Here is a 20,514-nt window from a genome sequence, read left to right as displayed (position 1 = left end):
TCAGTCCCGGTTCTGTACGTGCTGGTAGCCGAAGCGGCCCTTGATGCAGAGGTTGCCGTGGGTCACCGGGTTGTCGTGCGGCGAGGTGACCTTCACGATCTCATTGTCCTGCACGTGCAGGGTGAGGTTGCAGCCCACTCCGCAGTAGGCGCACACTGTGGTCGTCTCGGTCTGCGCCGGCTCGTCCCACGTACCCGCCGCGCGCATGTCGAACTCCGACTTGAACGACAGCGCGCCCGTCGGGCACACCTCGATGCAGTTGCCGCAGTACACGCACGCCGAGTCGGTGAGCGGCGCGTCGTGCTCGACGGCGATCCGGGCGTCGAAGCCGCGCCCGGTGACCGAGATCGCGAAGGTGTTCTGCCACTGGTCGCCGCAGGCGTCCACGCACTTGTAGCAGAGGATGCACTTGTCGTAGTCGCGCACGTACAGGTCGTTGTCGACCTTCGGCTCCTCGTTGAGGCGAGCCGCGTCGGGGCCGAAGCGGTCGGGCTTCGCCTCGTACTCCTTGAGCCATCCGGCGACCTCCGGTGTGGTCGACAGGTCGACCGAGGACGCGAGGAGTTCGAGGACGATCTTGCGGCTGTGCCGGGCGCGCTCGCTGTCGGTCTGCACCTGCATGCCCGCCTCGGCCTTTCGGGAGCACGCCGGGACGAGGGTGCGCGAGCCCTCGACCTCGACGACGCAGACGCGGCACGCGTTCTTGGGGGTGAGCGTGTCTCCCTGGCAGAGGGTCGGGACGTCCTTGCCCACCGACCGGCAGGCGTCGAGGATCGTCGATCCCTCCGGGGCCCGCACGGGCTCACCGTCGATCGTGAACTCCAGCAGACGGCGGGGGATCCCCAGCGGTATCAAGGTCATTCGTACGCCCCCAGGCGGTCGATGGCGGATTCCACGGCGTTCCACGCGGTCTGCCCGAGACCGCAGATCGAGGCGTCCTTCATGGCGCGGCCCACCTCGCGGAGCAGGGCGATGTCGGACGCCGCCTCCGCGCCCGTCCGGTCGACGATGCGGTGCAGCGCCTCCTCCTGGCGCACGGTCCCGACCCGGCACGGCACGCACTGCCCGCAGGACTCGTCACGGAAGAACTCGGCGATCCGCAGCAGCAGACGCGGCAGTGGCACGGTGTCGTCGAAGGCCAGCACGACCCCGGAGCCGAGCGTCGTGCCCGCCTCCCGCGTGCCCTCGAAGGTGAGCGGGATGTCCAGCTCGTCGGGCCGTACGAAACCACCGGCCGCGCCGCCGAGCAGCACTGCGCGCAAACGTTTACGTACGCCCGCGAGGTCCAGCAGCTCGCCGAGCGTCGCGCCGAACGGCAGCTCGTAGATGCCGGGCCGGTCCACACTGCCCGACACGCAGAACAGCTTGGGTCCGGTGGATTTGCCGGTGCCGATCGCGGCGTACGCCTGCGCCCCCATCGTGAGGATGGGCAGTACGTTGACCAGCGTCTCGACGTTGTTCTCGGCAGTGGGTTTGCCGAACAAACCCTTCTCTACGGGGAAGGGCGGTTTCGACCGCGGCTCTCCTCTGTACCCCTCTATGGAGTTGAAGAGGGCGGTCTCCTCGCCGCAGATGTACGCGCCGGCGCCACGCCGCATCTCGATGTCGAAGGCGTACCCCTGGCCGAGGACGTCGTCGCCGAGCAGCCCACGCGCGCGTGCCTGTCCGATGGCGTGCTCCATGCGTTCCAGGGCCCGCGGGTACTCGCCGCGCAGATACAGGTAGCCCTTGTGCGCGCCGACCGCGTAGCCCGCGATCGTCATCGCCTCCACGAGGGAGTACGGGTCGCCCTCCATGACCACGCGGTCCTTGAAGGTGCCCGGCTCGGACTCGTCGGCGTTGCAGACGAGGTAGTGCGGACGGTCGGGCCCCGACGCCGTGGCCTGCCATTTGCGGCCGGTGGGGAAGGCGGCGCCGCCGCGCCCGACCAGGCCCGCGTCGGTGACCTCGCGGATGACCCCGGCGGGGCCGATCGCGAAGGCCTGCCGCAGGGCCGTGTAGCCGCCCTGCGCCCGGTAGTCGTCCAGCGAGGCCGGGTCGACCACGCCGACGCGGCTCAGCAGCACGAGCTCCTCACGGCCCGCCTGGCCCGCCTGGGGCACCGCCAGGGCGGCCGACGGCTCCTCGGGCGCCGAGTCGGGCGAGCTCGCCGCGAGCACGGCCCGCTCGACGGTCGCGGGCGCCGACACGGCCGTACGCACCGGATCCCCGGCCTTGACCGCCAGCGCGGCCGGAGCCCGCTCGCACAAGCCCAGGCACGGGCTGCGCTCGACGCTGACACCACTGCCGAGGCCGAGGCGGGCCTCGACGCCCGCGCACAGCTCCGATGCCCCGGCGGCCGCGCACGCGAGGTCCGTGCACACGTGCAGGACCGTCGCGGGCCGCGGCTTCACCGAGAACATCGCGTAGAAGGTGGCGACCCCGTACGCCTCCGCCGGCGGCACGGTCAGCCGTCGGCAGAGGTAGTCGAGGGCGCCCTCGCTGATCCAGCCGATCCGGTCGTTGACGGCGTGCAGCCCCGGCAACAGCAGGTCACGGCGTTCCCGGGCCGCACGCCCGCCGCGTGCCCACCTCAGGTCGGCGTCGCTGCGGTCGGCGCCCTCCCACGAAGACTCCGGAGGACCGAGCAGCGCGTCGACCGCCTCCCGCTCCTCGTCAGTCGGCTTGCTGTCACCGAAGCGCAGGTCCACTTGACATCACCTCACTTGAATCGCAACCGGCAGCTTTTCGATCCGGATCGCCGACGCCTTGAACTCCGCCGTCCCCGCGATCGGGCAGTTGGCCTCGATCGTCAGCTGGTTGGTGTCCACCTCGTCGGGAAAGTGCATGGTCATGAACGCGAGCCCGGGCCGCAGCGCGGTGTCGACCCATACCGGCGCCACCACCGCCCCGCGCCGCGAGGAGATCTGGACCTCCTCGCCGACCACCACGCCGTAGCGCTCCGCGTCCTCCGGGCACAGCTCGACGTACTCACCGCGCCGCAGCGGCGAGGCGAAACCGCCGCTCTGCACCCCGGTGTTGTACGAGTCGAGCCGCCGCCCGGTGGTCAGCCGGATCGGGTACTCCTCGTCCGTCAGGTCGACCGGCGGGTCGTGCTGCACCAGCCCGAAGGGCGCGAGCCGGCCGCGCTCGGCCGGGTCGGAGGCCCACAACCGGCCGTGCAGATAGGTCGGTTCGATCCGGTCGGTCTCCGGGCACGGCCACTGGATGCCCTGGTGCTCCTCCAGGCGCTCGTACGTCATCCCGAAGTGGTCCGGGGACACCGACCGCAGCTCGTTCCAGACGGCCTCGGAGTCCGCGTACTTCCACTCGTGGCCCATTCGGGAGGCGAGGTCGCAGAGGATGTCGATGTCCTCGCGGGCCTCACCTGGCGGGACCACCGCCCGGCGCACCCGCTGAACGCGCCGCTCACTGTTGGTGGTTGTGCCCTCGGTCTCGGCCCAGCCGGCCGTCGCGGGCAGGACGACGTCCGCGAGCTCGGCCGTCTTCGTCAGGAAGATGTCCTGGACGACGAGGAAGTCGAGGGCCCGCATACGGCGTACCGCCTGCTCGCTGTCGGCCTCCGACTGCGCCGGGTTCTCCCCGATGCAGTAGACGGCCTTGAGCGTGCCCTCCTCCATGGCCTCGAACATCTCCGTCAGGTTCATCCCGTAGTGGGGCTGGATGACGGTGTCCCAGGCCGACTCGAACTTCAGCCGCGTGTCCGGGTCGAGGATGTCCTGGAAGCCGGGCAGCCGGTTCGGGATGGCGCCCATGTCGCCGCCGCCCTGCACGTTGTTCTGCCCGCGCAGGGGCTGCAGCCCCGAGCCGAACCGCCCCACATGGCCCGTCAGGAGCGACAGGTTGATGAGCGCGCGGACGTTGTCCGTGCCGTTGTGGTGCTCGGTGATGCCGAGCGTCCAGCACAGCTGGGCCCGCTCGGCGCGGGCGTAGGCGTGCGCCAACTCCCTTATCGCTGCGGCCGGTACGCCCGTCACCTTCTCGGCGAGGGACAGCGTCCAGGGCTCGACGAGCTGCTTGTACTCCTCGAAGCCGGTGGTCGCCCGCTCGATGAACGCGTCGTTGGCCAGCCCCGCCCGGATGATCTCGCGGCCGATCGCGTGCGCCATCGGGATGTCCGTGCCGACGTTCAGCCCGAGCCAGCTCTCCGCCCACTCGGCCGTGGACGTGCGGCGCGGGTCGACCGCGTACATCCGGGCGCCGTTCCTGATCCCCTTCAGCACGTGATGGAAGAAGATCGGGTGCGCGAAACGGGCGTTGGAACCCCACATCACGATGAGGTCGCTGTGCTCGACCTCGGCGTACGAGGAGGTCCCGCCGCCGGAGCCGAAGGCGGCCGACAGGCCCGCCACGCTGGGCGCGTGGCAGGTCCGGTTGCAGGAGTCGACGTTGTTGGTGCCCATGACCACGCGGGCGAACTTCTGCGCCACGTAGTTCATCTCGTTGGTCGCGCGGGCGCAGGAGAACAGGCCGAACGCGTCGCGTGCCGCGCCGAGGCCCCGGGTGGCGCGGTCCAGGGCCTCGTCCCAACTCGCCCTGCGGAGGGGCTCGTCGCGCGAGTCGCGGACCAGCGGATACTCAAGTCGGTTGTACGTTTTGGGAGTTCGGTCGCGCTTCCTCATACGGCGTTCCTCAAAGTCCTCGTGACGGTCCTGGTGAAGGTCCTCGTGGAAGTCCTGATGGAAGTCCTCATGCGGCTGTCCTCAGGGCGAGCAGGTCCGAGATGGCGTGGACGGTGCGGAGGGTGGGCACCGGGACGTCGGTGATCTCCGCGAGTTCGACGACGGCGGCCAGCAGCACGTCGAGTTCGAGCGGTTTGCCGCGCTCCAGGTCCTGGAGCGTGGAGGTGCGGTGGTCGCCGACGCGTTCCGCGCCGGCCAGCCGCCGTTCGATGGAGACGCCCACCTCGCAGCCCAGCGCCTCGGCGACCGCGAGCGTCTCGGTCATCATGATCTCGATGACCCGGCGCGTACCGCCGTGCAGGCACATCTGCCGCATGGTCGCGCGGGCCAGGGCGCTGATGGGGTTGAAGGAGATGTTGCCGAGCAGCTTGAGCCAGATGTCGTTGCGCAGGTCCGGCTCGACGGGGCACTTGAGTCCGCCCGCGATCATGGCCTCGCTGAACGCCGCACAGCGCACCGAGACCGAGCGGTCGGGCTCCCCGATGGAGAACCGGGTGCCTTCCAAGTGGCGGACGACTCCCGGTCCTTCCAGCTCGGTCGCCGCGTAGACGACGCAGCCGATGGCCCGTTCGGGCGCGATCACCGCACTGACCGCGCCGCCCGGGTCCACGCTCTCGACACGGTGACCGTCGTGCGGGCCGCCGTGCCGGTGGAAGTACCACCAGGGGATGCCGTTCTGAGCGGCGATCACCGCTGTCGTGTCGTTCAGGAGAGGCTCGATGAGCGGCCCGCACGCCGCGTACGAGTTGGCCTTCAGGCCCAGGAGGACGAAGTCGACCGGGCCGACCTCGGCCGGGTCGTCGGTGGCGTGCGTCCGCGCGGTGAAGTCGCCGCGCGGGCTGAGCACTCGCACTCCGTGCTGCCTCATGGCCGCAAGATGCGGTCCACGGGCGATGAGGTGCACATCGGCACCCGCGCGATGCAGCGCGGCACCGACGTAGGCGCCGATAGCACCGGCGCCGAGAACTGCCACTTTCACGGGAGGGGCTCCGTTCGGTCGAGGGTACCGAGGAGACGCTGAACAGCGTTGAACCATGTCGACTGAATATTGTCTACAGTATGGGAGTTGGGGCAGCAAGGGTTCGCGCAGCACCTGCGACAGGCTCGGGTGCTCCGCCCGGCATCGCCGGACACGGTTCGGAGTTCGCTGAGCGTCGCGCACCGAACACCCTTGGTGGAGCAGCCGAGTTCGGCCAGGTCCGGCTGAGCCCGGCTCCCGAATGCCGTTCGTCGGACCGAACCGACCGTTCGTCGCGCATCGCATACCGTTCACCGCACACGGCATACGCGTTCGTGTGGCCGTCTTCCCAACCGGCCGACCGGTTCCTATCGTCCGGGATCATGAGTCCCCCTGTAGCCCCACCGGGCTGGAGCCGCTGGCTGGTCCCGCCCGCGGCCCTGTCGGTCCACCTCTCCATCGGACAGGCCTACGCCTGGTCCGTGTTCAAGCCGTCCCTGGAGTCCGCGCTCGACCTCAGCGGCACCCAGAGCGCCCTGCCCTTCCAGCTCGGCATCGTGATGCTCGGCCTGTCCGCCGCGTTCGGCGGCACGCTCGTCGAGCGCAACGGGCCGCGCTGGGCGATGACGGTCGCCCTGATCTGCTTCTCGTCGGGCTTCCTGCTCTCCGCGCTCGGCGCCGCCACCGAGCAGTACTGGCTGATCGTCTTCGGCTACGGCTTCGTCGGCGGCATCGGCCTGGGCATCGGCTACATCTCGCCCGTCTCCACGCTGATCAAGTGGTTCCCGGACAGGCCGGGCATGGCCACCGGCATCGCCATCATGGGCTTCGGCGGCGGCGCGCTCATCGCCTCGCCGTGGTCCGCGCAGATGCTGGAGTCCTTCGGCTCCGACAGCTCCGGCATCGCCCAGGCCTTCCTCGTGCACGGACTGACGTACGCCCTCTTCATGTCCCTCGGCGTGTTCCTGGTCCGCGTGCCACGCCCCGCGAAGACCGCGGCCGACGGCACTCCGGCGCCACTCGAAGGCGTACAGGTCTCCGCGAACAGCGCCATACGCACCCCGCAGTTCTGGTGCCTGTGGGTGGTGCTCTGTATGAACGTGACCGCGGGCATCGGCATTCTGGAGAAGGCCGCCCCGATGATCACGGACTTCTTCTCGGACACCTCCACACCCGTCTCGGTGTCGGCGGCGGCCGGGTTCGTCGCGCTGCTCTCGGCGGCGAACATGGCGGGCCGTATCGGCTGGTCGTCGACGTCCGACCTGATCGGGCGCAAGAACATCTACCGCGTCTACCTTGGCGTCGGCGCGCTGATGTACGCCCTCATCGCCTGGGTCGGGGACTCCTCGAAGCCGCTGTTCATCTGCTGCGCCCTGGTGATCCTCTCCTTCTACGGAGGCGGCTTCGCGACCATCCCCGCCTACCTCAAGGACCTCTTCGGGACCTACCAGGTCGGCGCGATCCACGGACGGCTGCTCACCGCCTGGTCGACCGCCGGAGTCCTCGGACCGCTGATCGTCAACTGGATCGCGGACCGGCAGGAAGAAGCCGGCAAATCCGGAGCGTCCCTCTACGGAACGTCACTGATCATCATGATCGGGCTGCTGGTGATCGGCTTCGTCGCCAACGAACTCGTCCGCCCGGTCAACGCCCGCCATCACATCCCCGCCCAGAGGGAGGCCTCCGATGTCACCGAGCGACAGCAGTCCGTCTGAGGGCAGCCCGCCCGACCGCCGTCCACTGATCGCCTTCGCCTGGCTCTGGGTGGGGGCGCCGCTGGCCTATGGTCTGTACGAGCTGGTGCAGAAGGCCACCCAATTGTTCACAGGGTAGGTGTTCGGGTGTCCGAGGGCCTGACAGAAGCCGACAAGGGTGGCACACCAATCCTGTGGCATTACGTGCCCTCGTACCCGTGAGTACCTGATCAGACTGGTGAGTCCCGTTACCCAGGCAACCAAGGGGACCGCCCATGAACGGCTCACGCATCGCCGCTGTCGGCCACTACCAGCCCGCCAGGATCCTCACCAACGAGGACCTGGCGGACCTGGTCGACACCAGCGACGAGTGGATCACGAGCCGGGTGGGCATCCGTACGCGGCACATCGCGGGCCCCGACGAACCGGTCGACGAGCTGGCCGCGCACGCGGCGGCCAAGGCCCTGGCGGCCGCCGGCCTCGCCCCCGACGACATCGACTTCGTCCTGGTGGCCACCTCCACCGCCGTCGACAAGTCGCCGAACATGGCCGCCCGGGTCGCCGCCCGCCTCGGCATCCCGTCGCCCGCCGCCATGGACGTCAACGTCGTCTGTGCGGGCTTCACGCACGCCCTGGCCACCGCCGACCACGCCGTCCGCGCGGGTGCCGCGACCCGGGTGCTCGTCATCGGCGCCGACAAGATGTCCGACGTGGCCGACTGGACGGACCGTACGACCTGTGTGCTCGTCGGGGACGGGGCGGGGGCCGCCGTTGTCGAGGCCGCCGAGGATGCCGGCATCGGGCCCGTGCTGTGGGGCTCGGTGCCCGAGATGGGGCACGCGGTCCGCATCGAGGGCACCCCCTCACGGTTCGCGCAGGAGGGCCAGAGTGTCTACCGCTGGGCGACGACCAAGCTCCCGTCCCTCGCGCGCGCGGCCTGCGAGCGCGCCGGTCTGACCCCCGAGGACCTCGCCGCCGTCGTGCTGCACCAGGCCAACCTGCGCATCATCGAGCCCCTCGCCGCGAAGATCGGCGCCGTGAACGCCGTCGTCGCGCGCGATGTCACCGAGTCGGGCAACACCTCCGCCGCCAGCATCCCGATCGCCCTGTCGAAGCTCGTCGAACGCGGCGAGATCTCCACCGGCGACCCTGTGCTGCTCTTCGGCTTCGGCGGGAACCTCTCGTACGCGGGACAGGTCATCCGCTGCCCGTGACGTGCGCGTATTCCGGTGAGCAAGCCCCTCAAGAGGGGTGTGTGACGAGGCCAACTCCCCCTCGGCCTGGCCATTGTGCGCCGTAGACTGTAGACGAAAGACAATTGATACTGGCTCTGAGGCTGCCGTGCCGCCCGCGCGTACGCCGCCACTGCCCAGGAGGGGGACCGCGATGTTGTCGACCGGACTGCCGCAGGGGTCGGTGCCCAAGCTCGAACGGCCGGGACCGCTCCGGGACCGTGTCTACGAAGCGCTGCTCGAACTGATCACCACACGTGCCCTGCAGCCCGGCCAGCATCTGGTCGAGAGCGAGCTGGCTGGGCACCTCGGGGTCTCCCGGCAGCCCGTGCGCGAGGCGCTGCAGCGGCTGAACACCGAGGGATGGGTCGATCTGCGGCCAGCCCAGGGCGCCTTCGTGCACGAGCCGACAGAGGCCGAGGCCGACCAACTTCTCACCGTACGCACGCTGTTGGAGGCCGAGGCCGCCCGGCTCGCGGCGGCCAACACGGGCACGGCGGGCATCGCCGCCCTCGAGGAGTTGTGCGCCCAGGGCGAGGAGGCGGTCGGCGCCGACGACGTGGACGGGGCGGTCGCGATGAACGCCCGTTTCCACGCGAAGGTCATGGAGCTCGCGGGCAACACGGTCCTCGCCGAACTGGCCGCCCAGGTCGACCGGCGGGTCCGCTGGTACTACACGCCGGTCGCCCGGCAGCGCGGCCACCAGTCCTGGATCGAGCACCGCGACCTGATCGCCGCGATCGCCGCCCGCGACGAGCAGCGCGCGACCGAGGTCATGCGCGCCCACACGGAGCACACCCGCCGGACTTACCACGCCCGCCCTCGCGACTGAGTGCCCGCTGGAGGTGAGCTTGCGCATCCGCGGGTCCGTTGTGGCTGGGCGCGCAGTTCCCCGCGCCCCTTACGGGGCCGCTCGTGTTCGCCCGAGTCGGAGGTTGGGGGCCGTCAGAACGCGTTCGCGTGTTCCGTCGCCCACTGGCGGAACGTGCGTGGCGGGCGGCCCGTGACCTCCTCGACCGTGGGCAGGACCTGGGACTCGTCCAGGATCCCGTCGGCGAAGAAGCGGAGGAACGCCTCGGCGTACGGCGCCGGGAAGGCGGCCCCCAGCGCCTCTCGGGCCTCCTCGTCCGTGAGGCCGACGGTACGCAGCTCGCGGCCCAGCACCTCACCGAGGACGGCGATCCTGTCGGCGGGCAGCAGTGACTGAGGGCCCGTCAGGGTGTAGACACGGCCCGCGTGTTCGGGCGAGAGGAGGGCCCGGGCCGCGACCTCGGCTATGTCGTACGGATCGATGTCCGCCGTACGGACACCGGGGAACGGCACGCGCACCTCGTCGCCCTTGCGTATCTGGTCCGCGAGCGACACCGCGTTGGACATGAAGCTCACGGGCCGCAGGAAGGTCCAGGCGAGCCCGGACTCGCGCACCCCGTCCTCCGACGCCCGCATATAGCGGGTCACCGCGTTTCCGTCGTCGACCGCCGCCGACTTGCCGGAGAGCATCACGACCCGCTCGACACCGGCCGCCCGCGCGTCGGCGAGGACGGCCCGCTGGCCCTCGTACCCGGGCATCAGGAACAGGGCCCGCACCCCGTCGAGCGCCTCCCGTACGGTCTCCGGGCGGTTCAGGTCGCCGGCCACCCCCTCGGCGCCCTGCGGCAGCCCGGCCCCCTCGCCCGAACGGCTCATCGCCCGCACCGGCTCACCCGCGGCGGCCACGGCGCGCACCACTCCGGCGCCCACGTTCCCCGTCGCACCCGTCACCAGGATCATGAGTTTCCCCCTCTCCCGCCCCGGGTCACGGCAGCCCGGAGCACAGGGTGCCCATCCTGCTGTGTCCTTCCGCGCGTGGCCACCGCTCCAACTCGCTTTGTCCTCTCAGTGGAAGAAGTCGTCAGCAATTAGTGCTCAACTTCTTCCCAGCTTCGGCAGCCGCTGCTACGTTCCACTCGAAAGCCAACGACGGCGGTGCCGATGAGGCGGGGAGGGGCTCGTGAGACGCATGACGGCGCGACCCGGAAACGCCCACCAGGCGCGGCTGCTCAGGCTGTTGCGTGACGGGGGTCCCAACTCGCGGGCCCAGCTGGGCGATCAGGTGGACCTCTCGCGGTCCAAGCTGGCCGTCGAGGTCGAACGGCTGCTGGAAACGGGCCTTGTCGTGGCCGACGGACTCGCCGCCTCGCGCGGTGGCCGCCGCTCCCACAACATCCGGCTCGCTCCCGCGCTGCGCTTCCTCGGGGTCGACATCGGCGCCACCTCGGTCGATGTGGCCGTCACCAACGCGGAGCTGGAGGTGCTGGGGCACATCAACCAGCCCATGGACGTACGCGAGGGCCCGGTCGCGGTCTTCGAGCAAGTCCTGTCCATGGCAGCGAAGTTGAGGGCCTCGGGGCTCGCGGAGGGGTTCGACGGCGCCGGCATCGGCGTCCCCGGCCCGGTCCGTTTCCCCGAGGGAGTCCCGGTCGCCCCGCCGATCATGCCGGGCTGGGACGGGTTCCCGGTCCGCGAGGCACTGAGTCAGGACCTCGGCTGCCCCGTCATGGTCGACAACGACGTGAACCTGATGGCGATGGGGGAGCAGCACGCGGGCGTGGCCCGTTCCGTGGGCGACTTCCTCTGCGTCAAGATCGGTACCGGTATCGGCTGCGGGATCGTCGTCGGCGGTGAGGTCTACCGCGGTACGACGGGCAGCGCGGGCGACATCGGCCACATCCAGGCTGTGCCGGACGGCCGCCCGTGCGCCTGCGGCAACCGGGGCTGCCTGGAGGCCCACTTCAGTGGCGCCGCGCTCGCCCGCGACGCCACGGAGGCCGCCCAGCAGGGGCTTTCCCAGGAACTGGCGGCACGACTGGAGGCGGCGGGCGCCCTGAGCGCCGTCGACGTCGCCGCCGCGGCCGCCGCGGGTGACGCCACCGCGCTCGATCTGATCCGCGAGGGCGGCAACCGCACCGGCCAGGTCATCGCCGGACTCGTCAGCTTCTTCAATCCGGGCCTGGTGGTGATCGGCGGCGGTGTGACCGGACTCGGCCACACCCTGCTCGCCGCGATCCGCACCCAGGTCTACCGCCAGTCGCTGCCTCTGGCGACCGGCAACCTCCCGATCGTCCTGGGGGAGTTGGGCCCCACCGCCGGAGTCATCGGCGCGGCCCGGCTCATCAGCGATCACCTCTTCTCACCCGCGTAACACCTGCTTCCAGAGCCGCAACAGCGCTACTTCTCCACGAGCCGCAAGAGCGTCATCTCTCCACGAGCCGCAAGAGCAGCGCCTCTTCCCGAGGCGCTCCCGCACCACACCTCACGACACACCCTGCTTCGCCCTGCCCTGAGTCCGGCCCGCACGCCGAGGGGAACGTCATGGCTCCAGAACCATCCCTGCTCACCATGTCCGGCATCACCAAGTCGTTCCCCGGTGTCCGGGCCCTCGACGGCGTCGACCTCGACGTCCAGACCGGCGAAGTGCACTGCCTGCTCGGCCAGAACGGCGCGGGGAAGTCCACGCTCATCAAGGTCCTGGCAGGCGCCCACCAGCCGGACGACGGCACGATCACCTGGCGCGGCGAACAGGTCACCCTGCGCTCGCCCATCGCCGCCATGCGCCTCGGCATCGCCACCATCTACCAGGAACTCGACCTGGTGGAGCACCTGTCGGTGGCCGAGAACGTCTACCTGGGGCATGAGCCGACGACCGCCGGCTTCGTCGTGCGCGGCAAGGACGCCAAGGCCTCAACCGGCGCTCTCCTCAAGCGACTCGGTCACTCGGAGATCGATCCCGCACGGCTCGTGGGCGACTTGTCGGCCGCCCAGCAGCAGATCGTCTCCATGGCACGGGCGCTCTCCCACGACGTACGCCTCATCGTCATGGACGAACCGTCCGCGGCGCTCGACCCGGACGAGGTCGACAACCTCTTCCGCATCGTCGGCGACCTGACGGCGGAGGGCGTCGCCGTCGTCTACATCTCCCACCGGCTGGAGGAGATCCGCCGCATCGGCGACCGGGTCACGGTCCTGAAGGACGGCCGGGCGGTGGCGGGCGGACTGCCCGCGAAGTCGACGCCGACCCGCGAGGTCGTCGCGCTGATGACCGGGCGGAACGTCGAGTACGTCTTCCCCGAGCGGCCCACGCACCAGGCGCTGCCCGATCCGGTGCTGGAGGTCCAAGGCCTCGCCCGGGACGGGGAGTTCGCCTCGCTCGACCTGACGCTGCGTCCCGGCGAGATCGTCGGCCTCGCGGGACTCGTCGGCTCCGGCCGCTCCGAGATCCTGGAGACCATCTACGGCGCCCGCAGGCCCAGCACCGGGCAAGTCCTCGTCGACGGAAAGCGGTTGAAGCCAGGCAGCGTGCGCGCCGCCGTCCGCGCCGGACTCGGTCTCGCCCCCGAAGAACGCAAGGCGCAGGCCCTGCTGATGCTGGAGTCCGTCACCCGGAACGTCTCCGTGTCCTCCATGTCCCGCTTCTCGTACGGGGGTTGGCTCGACCGGAGCGCCGAGCGGAACGCGGCGCAGAAGGCGACGCGTGAGCTGTCACTGCGCCCCGACAATCCGTCCGCACCCGTGCGCACCCTCTCCGGCGGCAACCAGCAGAAGGCCGTCCTGGCCCGCTGGCTGCTGCGCGGCTGCCGGGTGCTGCTGCTCGACGAACCGACCCGCGGCGTCGACGTCGGCGCCCGCGCCGAGCTGTACGCCGTCATCCGCCGCCTCGCCGACGAAGGCCTGGCCGTGCTCATGGTCTCCAGCGAAGTCCCCGAGGTCCTCGGCCTCGCCGACCGCGTCCTGGTGCTCCGAGAAGGCCGGGTCGTGCACACGGCGCCCGCCCAGGAGCTCGACGAACACCGCGTACTCGACCTCGTCATGGAAGGAAGCCCGGCGTCATGACGCAGCCCGTGTCCCCGCCCCGGGACGAAATCCCGAAGCTGTCACCACAGGTGGAACCCAGTCCGTGGCGGGCGGTCGTGGCCCGTGCCGACGTCCGCACGCTCTCGCTGCTCGGTGTGCTCGCCGCCCTGATCCTCATCGGAGGCATCACCAAGCCCGACGAGTTCCTCGACACCCGCAACCTCCAACTCGTCCTCACCCAGGCCTCGGTGATCGGTGTCGTCACGGTCGGCATGACCTTCGTCATCATCTCCGGCGGCATCGACCTGTCCGTCGGCGCGATCGTCGCACTCGCCTCGGTGTGGGCGACGACCGTCGCCACCCAGGACTACGGCTTCGCCGGCATCTTCTTCACGGCGGTGATCGTCGGCGTCGGCTGCGGCCTCGTCAACGGGGTGCTGATCGCGTACGGAACCATGGTGCCGTTCATCGCGACACTGGCCATGCTCGCGTCGGCCCGCGGCCTCGCCCTCCAGATAACCGACGGCAACACCCAGGTCGTCACCGTCGACGGCATCCTCGACCTCGGTGAGCGCGACTCCTACGTCCTCGGCGTCCCGCCGCTCGTCATGGTGTTCGCGGTCGTGACGATCATCGGCTGGCTCGTGCTCAACCGCACCACCTTCGGCCGGCGCACGGTCGCCGTCGGCGGCAACGCGGAGGCGGCCCGGCTCGCCGGCATCGACGTACGCCGCCAGCGCCTCTACCTCTACCTGCTGTCCGGACTGTGCTGCGGCATCGCGGCCTTCCTGCTGATCATCCTGTCCGGCTCGGGCCAGAACACCAACGGCAACCTCTACGAACTCGACGCCATCGCCGCCGCGATCATCGGCGGCACCCTGCTCACCGGGGGACGTGGCACCATCGTCGGCTCGGTGCTCGGAGTCCTGATCTTCACCACGATCACCAACATTTTCGCCCTGAACAACCTGCAGAGCGACGTCCAGCAGATCGCCAAGGGCGCGATCATCGTCGCCGCCGTGCTCGTCCAGCGCCGTACCGCCAGCACGACCTGAGGAAAGGGTTCACCGCCATGCCAGAGATCACGAGCCGCAGAGGACTGCTCTTCGGCACCGCCGCCGTCTCGGCCGGTGTCCTCCTCGCCGGTTGCACCAGCAACGAATCCGACGACGAGCCGGCCTCCAACGACCAGCCCGCCGCCGACGACAAGCCCGGCAAGCAGGTCACCATCGGCTTCGCCGGCCCGCAGGCCGACCACGGCTGGCTCAACGCGATCAACGACAACGCCAAGAGCCGCGCCAAGAAGTACAAGGACGTGACGCTGGAGATCACGGAGGGCTCCAACGACACCGCCCAGCAGATCGGCCAGATCGAGACGCTGATCAACAAGAAGGTCGACGTCCTGGTGGTGCTGCCCGCCGACGGCAAGGCGCTCACCCAGGTCGGCCTCCAGGCGATGCGCGCGGGCATCCCGGTCGTCAACCTCGACCGGATCTTCAACTCTCCGCAGGCGTACCGCTGCTGGATAGGCGGCGACAACTACGGCATGGGCCTCAACGCCGGCCACTACATCGGCGAGCAGCTCAAGGACAAGAAGGGCGCCCGGGTCATCGAGCTCGCGGGCCTCGACAACCTGGAGCTGACGAAGCAGCGCACGCAGGGCTTCGACGCGGCCCTCAAGAACTACCCGAACATCAAGAAGGTCGCCCGCCAGGCCGCCGAGTTCACCGTCGAGTCGGGACAGGCCAAGATGTCCCAGCTCCTGCAGGCCCAGTCGAACTTCGACGCCCTGTGGAACCACGACGACGACCAGGGAGTCGGCGCCCTGCGCGCCATCGAGCAGGCCGGACGCGACGACTTCCTGATGGTCGGCGGCGCGGGCGCCCTGTCCGCCATGCAGGCCATCGAGTCGGACAACAGCGTCCTCAAGGCCACCGTCCTCTACCCGCCCACCATGGCCGCGTCCGCGATCGACCTCGCACGCGCGCTCGGCCAGGCCAAGGGAGTCAGCGGCCTCGCGGAGTTCGAGATCCCCTCGTCCCTGACGCTCTACTCGGCAGTCGTCGACAAGGAGAACGTCAAGACGTACCTGCCCACCGGCTTCAAGTAGGCCGTGCCCCCTTTGGGGCGCCCGTCAGGGGCGCGGGGAACTGCGCGACCAGCCACAACGGACCCGCAGTCTCCAACCGTGCAGCAAGCGGAGCGCCCCCGCACGACAACCCCCCACCGCGCCACGACGAAGAGGAGGACCTCCGCATGGGACAGCCGCAGCAGCCCGACGAGGCACAGGCCGGGGCAGCGGCCGGAAGGCCGCCCCTGGGCGTGGGCATGGTCGGATACGCGTTCATGGGCGCCGCCCACTCACAGGGCTGGCGCACCGTGGGCCGTGTCTTCGACCTGCCACGCCGACCGGTCCTCGCCGCCGTCTGCGGCCGTGACGCGGGAGCCGTACGAGCGGCGGCCGACCGGCTCGGCTGGGCGGCCGCCGAGACCGACTGGCGGGCACTGATCTCCCGCGACGACGTCGACGTCGTCGACATCTGCACCCCCGGCGACAGCCACGCCGAGATCGCCGTCGCCGCGCTCGCCGCCGGCAAGCACGTGCTGTGCGAGAAGCCCCTCGCCAACACGGTCGAGGAGGCCGAGGCGATGGCCGAGGCCGCCCAAGCAGCCGCCAAGCGCGGCCAGGTGGCGATGGTCGGCTTCAACTACCGCCGGGTGCCCGCCACTTCACTCGCCCGGCAGATGGTCGCCGAGGGGCGCCTCGGCACCCTGCGGCACGTCCGGGTGACCTACCTTCAGGACTGGCTGGTGGACCGGGAGTTCCCGCTCACCTGGCGGCTGCGCAAAGAGACGGCGGGCTCGGGAGCGCTCGGCGACCTCGGAGCGCACATCGTCGACCTCGCCCAGTACCTGGCGGGGGAGCCGGTCGTGGGAGTGTCCGCGCTCACCGAGACCTTCGTACGGGAGCGGCCGCTGCTGTCCGGATCCTCCAGCGGCCTCTCGGCGGCCGGGGGCAGCGAAGTCGGGGCCGTCACCGTCGACGACGCCGCCCTGTTCACCGGACGGTTCGCCTCGGGGGCCCTCGCGTCCTTCGAGGGCCACCCGGTTCGCCACCGGCCGCAAGAACTCCCTGCGCATCGAACTCAACGGAGAGAAGGGCTCGTTGGCCTTCGACCTGGAGCGCCTCAACGAACTCTCGTACCACGACGGCACTGAACCCGGCACCCATGCCGGCTTCCGCCGCATCCTCGTCACCGAACCCGACCACCCCTACCTGGAAGCCTGGTGGCCGCCGGGCCACGGCCTCGGCTACGAGCACACCTTCACCCACCAGGCCCGCGACCTCGTGCACGCGATCGCGGACGGCGCGCAGCCGCTGCCCTCCTTCGCGGACGGGCTGCAGGTGCAGCGAGTGCTCGCGGCGGTCGAGGAGAGCGCCGAGAAGAACTCCGTCTACACCCCCATCGCGAGCTGAGGAAGGCCAGTCCATGCCGCGCAACTTCACGCTGTTCACCGGCCAGTGGGCCGACCTTCCGCTCGAAGAGGTCTGCCGGCTCGCCCGCGACTTCGGCTACGAGGGACTCGAACTCGCCTGCTGGGGCGACCACTTCGAGGTCGACAAGGCCCTCGCGGACTCCACCTACCTCGACTCGCGCAGGGAACTGCTCGACAAGTACGGCCTCAAGTGCTGGGCCATCTCCAACCACCTGGTCGGCCAGGCCGTCTGCGACGCCATCATCGACGAACGCCACCAGGCGATCCTGCCCTCCCGTATCTGGGGAGACGGCGAGGCGGAGGGTGTACGGCAGCGGGCGGCGGCCGAGATCGCCGACACCGCACGCGCCGCGGCAGCCTTCGGCGTCGACACCGTCATCGGCTTCACCGGCTCCGCGATCTGGCACCTGGTCGCGATGTTCCCGCCCGCCCCCGAGTCGATGATCGAGCGGGGCTACGACGACTTCGCCATGCGCTGGAACCCCATCCTCGACGTCTTCGACACCGAGGGCGTGCGCTTCGCGCACGAGGTCCACCCCAGCGAGATCGCGTACGACTACTGGACAACTCAGCGCGCGCTTGAGGCCGTTGACCGCCGGCCGGCCTTCGGGCTGAACTTCGACCCCTCGCACTTCGTCTGGCAGGACCTCGACCCGGTCGGCTTCCTGTGGGACTTCCGCGACCGGATCTACCACGTGGACTGCAAGGAGGCCCGCAAGCGCCTCGACGGCCGCAACGGACGCCTCGGCTCCCACCTGCCGTGGGGCGACCCGCGCCGCGGCTGGGACTTCGTCTCCGCGGGCCACGGCGACGTCCCCTGGGAGGACGTGTTCCGGATGCTGCGCTCCATCGACTACAAGGGGCCCATCTCGGTCGAGTGGGAGGACGCGGGCATGGACCGCCTCCAGGGCGCACCCGAGGCACTCACCCGGCTGAAGGCCTACGACTTCGAACCTCCGACGGCGTCCTTCGACGCGGCGTTCGGCGGCAACGACTAGCCACCCCCCTCACAGAGTTCGTTCCGGGGTGACGGCGCACCCCGGCGCATCGCACCCGCATGTACAACCAGCCCCACTCTGGAGGCACTCCGTGCACGGGAACGACCACATAAGCACCACCAGAACCGAGAGCCACAGACGACGCCCGAGACTCCAACTGCGCAAGGCACTGGCCCTGTTCACCGGCGCGCTCCTCGCGGGTGCCTCGCTCACCCTGGCCACACCGCCGGCGGGCGCCGCCGTCGCCGATCCGGCCGCCGCGCCGGCAGCGCCCGCCGCCGCCGAGGACTTCCAGCAGGTCACCCTCGCCAAGGGCGAGCCCGAGGTCGGCGAGCCCATGTCGCTGGCCGTCCTCCCGGACCGCTCGGTCCTGCACACCTCGCGCGACGGCGAACTGCGGATCACCGACAGCGCCGGCAACACCAAGCTGGCGGGCAAGCTCGCCGTCTACTCGCACGACGAGGAAGGCCTGCAGGGCGTCGGCATCGACCCCGGCTTCGCCGACAACCGCTTCATCTACCTGTACTACGCCCCGCCGCTCGACACCCCGGCGGGCGACGCCCCCGAGACGGGCACCGCGGCCGACTTCGCGCCCTTCGACGGCGTCAACCGGCTCTCGCGCTTCGTCCTGAACGCGGACGGCACCCTCGACAACGCCAGCGAGAAGAAGATCCTCGACGTCCCGGCGACCCGCGGCATCTGCTGCCACGTGGGCGGGGACATCGACTTCGACGCCGCCGGGAACCTCTACCTGTCGACCGGTGACGACTCCAACCCGTTCCAGTCGGACGGCTACGCGCCCATCGACGAGCGCGCCAACCGCAACCCCGTCTTCGACGCGCAGCGCACCTCCGGCAACACCAACGACCTGCGCGGCAAGATCCTGCGCATCAAGGTGAACGCCGACGGCTCGTACGCGGTCCCCGACGGCAACCTCTTCGCGCCCGGCACGGACAAGACGAAGCCCGAGATCTACGCGATGGGCTTCCGCAACCCGTTCCGCTTCAGCGTCGACAAGAAGACCGGCATCCTCTACGTCGGCGACTACGGCCCGGACGCCGGTGCCGCCGATCCCGCGCGCGGCCCGGCCGGCCAGGTCGAGTTCGCCCGCGTCACCGAGCCCGGCAACTTCGGCTGGCCCTACTGCACGGGCGACAACGACGCCTACGTGGACTACGACTTCGGCACGGGCGCGTCGGGGGCCTCCTTCGACTGCTCCGCACCCAAGAACACCTCGCCCAACAACACCGGTCTGACGGACCTGCCTCCGGCCCAGACCGCGTGGATCCCCTACGACGGCGGATCCGTGCCCGAGTTCGGCACCGGCTCCGAGTCCCCCATGGGCGGCCCGGTCTACGACTACGACGCCTCGCTCGACTCCCCGGTCAAGTTCCCGGAGGCGTACGACGGGGACTTCTTCGCCGGCGAGTTCGGCCGCCGCTGGATCAAGCGGATCGCGTCGGACGACAGCGGCACCGTGCAGTCCATCAACGACGTGCCGTGGACCGGCACCCAGATCATGGACATGGCCTTCGGCCCGGACGGCGCGCTGTACGTCCTCGACTACGGCCTCGCCTGGTTCGGCGGCGACGAGAACTCGGCCCTGTACCGGATCGAGAACGCGACCGACGGCCACTCGCCCGTGGCACAGGCCGCGGCCGACCGCACCTCGGGACAGGCGAAGCTGAAGGTCAAGTTCTCCTCCGCCGGCACCACGGACGCCGACGGTGACGCCCTCACGTACAGCTGGGACTTCGGCGACGGCGGCAAGTCGACGGCGGCGAACCCGACGTACACCTACAAGAGGAACGGCACCTACACGGCGACGCTGACCGCGAAGGACGCCACCGGGCGGACCGGTAGCGCCAGCGTACGGATCGTCGTCGGCAACACCGCGCCGAAGGTGACCCTCGAACTCCCCGAGGACGGACAGCTGTTCAGCTTCGGTGACGCCGTGCCCTTCAAGGTCAAGGTGACCGACGCGGAGGACGGCAGGTCGATCGACTGCGCCAAGGTGAAGGTCAGCTTCGTCCTCGGTCACGACAGCCACGGCCACCCGCTGACCACCGCGAACGGCTGCTCCGGCACCATCCAGACCAGCGCCGACGGCGGCCACGACGAGGACGCGAACATCTTCGGTGTCTTCGACGCGGAGTACACCGACAACGGAGGCGGCGGCCAGGAGGCGCTCACCACGCACGACCAGAACGTCGTCCAGCCCAGGCACCGGCAGGCCGAGCACTACGGCAAGTCGGAGGGCGTCACGATCCAGACGAAGGCCACCGCACACGGCGGAAGGACCGTCGGTGACATCAACAACAAAGACTGGATCTCCTTCGAGCCGTACGTCCTGAGCAACGCCACGAAGATCACGGCACGCATCGCCTCCGGCGGTACCGGCGGCAAGCTGGAGGTCCGCGCGGGCTCGCCCACCGGCCGCCTGCTCGGCACCGCGACCGTCCCGGTGACCGGCGGCTGGGAGAACTTCCAGGACGTCACTGCCAATCTGACGAAGCCGCCGCGCGGCACCACCACGCTCTACCTCGTCTTCAAGGGCAGCGGTACCGGGTCCCTGTACGACGTGGACGACTTCACCTTCACAACCCGCTGAGGGAGGTGCGC

Annotated in this window: 15 protein-coding genes and 1 pseudogene; 11 read left to right on the top strand and 5 right to left on the bottom strand. The window is 70.1% G+C overall.

Annotated features, from left to right (window positions below):
* From QF035_RS12030 to QF035_RS12015, 4 genes are all read right to left on the bottom strand, one after another.
* Complete coding sequence (locus QF035_RS12030; protein ID WP_307520153.1) at positions 1-861, bottom strand: 2Fe-2S iron-sulfur cluster-binding protein; 861 nt, start codon at positions 859-861, stop codon at positions 1-3.
* Positions 858-2,690 (bottom strand): NAD(P)H-dependent oxidoreductase subunit E, encoded by a 1,833-nt coding sequence (locus QF035_RS12025; protein ID WP_307520152.1) that lies wholly within the window; start codon positions 2,688-2,690, stop codon positions 858-860. Before QF035_RS12025 ends, QF035_RS12030 begins: the two co-directional genes overlap by 4 nt.
* Before the next feature lie 6 nt (positions 2,691-2,696).
* A complete protein-coding gene (locus tag QF035_RS12020) occupies positions 2,697-4,622 on the bottom strand; it encodes a molybdopterin oxidoreductase family protein (RefSeq protein WP_307520151.1) in 1,926 nt (641 codons plus the stop codon).
* A gap of 67 nt (positions 4,623-4,689) precedes the next feature.
* Entirely contained in the window at positions 4,690-5,661 is a 972-nt protein-coding gene (locus tag QF035_RS12015; protein ID WP_307520149.1) for a 2-dehydropantoate 2-reductase, read from the bottom strand.
* A 362-nt stretch (positions 5,662-6,023) separates the two neighbouring features.
* On the opposite strand from QF035_RS12015, the gene QF035_RS12010 reads away from it, so the two are divergent.
* From QF035_RS12010 to QF035_RS12000, 4 genes are all read left to right on the top strand, one after another.
* Positions 6,024-7,355, top strand: coding sequence for an OFA family MFS transporter (locus tag QF035_RS12010; RefSeq protein ID WP_307520147.1), 1,332 nt, complete (start codon positions 6,024-6,026; stop codon positions 7,353-7,355).
* Positions 7,327-7,473, top strand: coding sequence for an MFS transporter small subunit (locus QF035_RS56260; protein WP_444968431.1), 147 nt, complete (start codon positions 7,327-7,329; stop codon positions 7,471-7,473). Before QF035_RS12010 ends, QF035_RS56260 begins: the two co-directional genes overlap by 29 nt.
* Positions 7,474-7,609: 136 nt before the next feature.
* The gene (locus QF035_RS12005) at positions 7,610-8,548 is read left to right on the top strand and encodes a beta-ketoacyl-ACP synthase III (RefSeq protein WP_307520145.1); all 939 of its coding nucleotides are present in this window, start codon (positions 7,610-7,612) and stop codon (positions 8,546-8,548) included.
* A gap of 172 nt (positions 8,549-8,720) precedes the next feature.
* Positions 8,721-9,398: a GntR family transcriptional regulator gene (locus QF035_RS12000; protein WP_055616771.1), complete on the top strand. Its 678-nt coding sequence runs from the start codon at positions 8,721-8,723 to the stop codon at positions 9,396-9,398.
* Positions 9,399-9,511: 113 nt separating this feature from the next.
* Here the strand turns inward: QF035_RS12000 and QF035_RS11995 are convergent, their stop codons facing one another.
* Complete coding sequence (locus tag QF035_RS11995) at positions 9,512-10,336, bottom strand: NAD(P)H-binding protein (protein ID WP_307520142.1); 825 nt, start codon at positions 10,334-10,336, stop codon at positions 9,512-9,514.
* 229 nt (positions 10,337-10,565) lie between these two features.
* Between QF035_RS11995 and QF035_RS11990 the strand changes: the two genes are divergently transcribed.
* The 7 genes and pseudogenes from QF035_RS11990 to QF035_RS11960 all read left to right on the top strand — a co-directional run bounded on the left by QF035_RS11990 (position 10,566) and on the right by QF035_RS11960 (position 20,503).
* On the top strand, positions 10,566-11,747 hold the full coding sequence (locus QF035_RS11990) for an ROK family transcriptional regulator (RefSeq protein ID WP_189841044.1): 1,182 nt from the start codon (positions 10,566-10,568) through the stop codon (positions 11,745-11,747).
* A 170-nt stretch (positions 11,748-11,917) separates the two neighbouring features.
* Positions 11,918-13,435, top strand: a complete 1,518-nt coding sequence (locus QF035_RS11985) for a sugar ABC transporter ATP-binding protein (protein WP_307520141.1) — start codon at positions 11,918-11,920, stop codon at positions 13,433-13,435.
* On the top strand, positions 13,432-14,451 hold the full coding sequence (locus tag QF035_RS11980) for an ABC transporter permease (protein ID WP_269652114.1): 1,020 nt from the start codon (positions 13,432-13,434) through the stop codon (positions 14,449-14,451). The genes QF035_RS11985 and QF035_RS11980 overlap by 4 nt, the downstream gene beginning before the upstream one ends.
* 17 nt (positions 14,452-14,468) lie before the next feature.
* Complete coding sequence (locus QF035_RS11975; protein ID WP_307520138.1) at positions 14,469-15,506, top strand: substrate-binding domain-containing protein; 1,038 nt, start codon at positions 14,469-14,471, stop codon at positions 15,504-15,506.
* A gap of 146 nt (positions 15,507-15,652) precedes the next feature.
* Positions 15,653-16,874: pseudogene (locus QF035_RS11970) on the top strand (Gfo/Idh/MocA family protein).
* Between the two features lie 13 nt (positions 16,875-16,887).
* The gene (locus tag QF035_RS11965; RefSeq protein ID WP_307520137.1) at positions 16,888-17,892 is read left to right on the top strand and encodes a sugar phosphate isomerase/epimerase family protein; all 1,005 of its coding nucleotides are present in this window, start codon (positions 16,888-16,890) and stop codon (positions 17,890-17,892) included.
* Positions 17,893-17,983: 91 nt separating this feature from the next.
* On the top strand, positions 17,984-20,503 hold the full coding sequence (locus tag QF035_RS11960; RefSeq protein ID WP_307520136.1) for a PQQ-dependent sugar dehydrogenase: 2,520 nt from the start codon (positions 17,984-17,986) through the stop codon (positions 20,501-20,503).
* Positions 20,504-20,514 lie beyond the last annotated feature (11 nt).

Origin of the sequence: Streptomyces umbrinus (genome assembly GCF_030817415.1) — a bacterium.
GTDB lineage: Bacteria > Actinomycetota > Actinomycetes > Streptomycetales > Streptomycetaceae > Streptomyces > Streptomyces umbrinus_A.
Note: the sequence above shows the minus strand (reverse complement) of the source record. Positions and strands in the feature narration are given on the sequence as shown.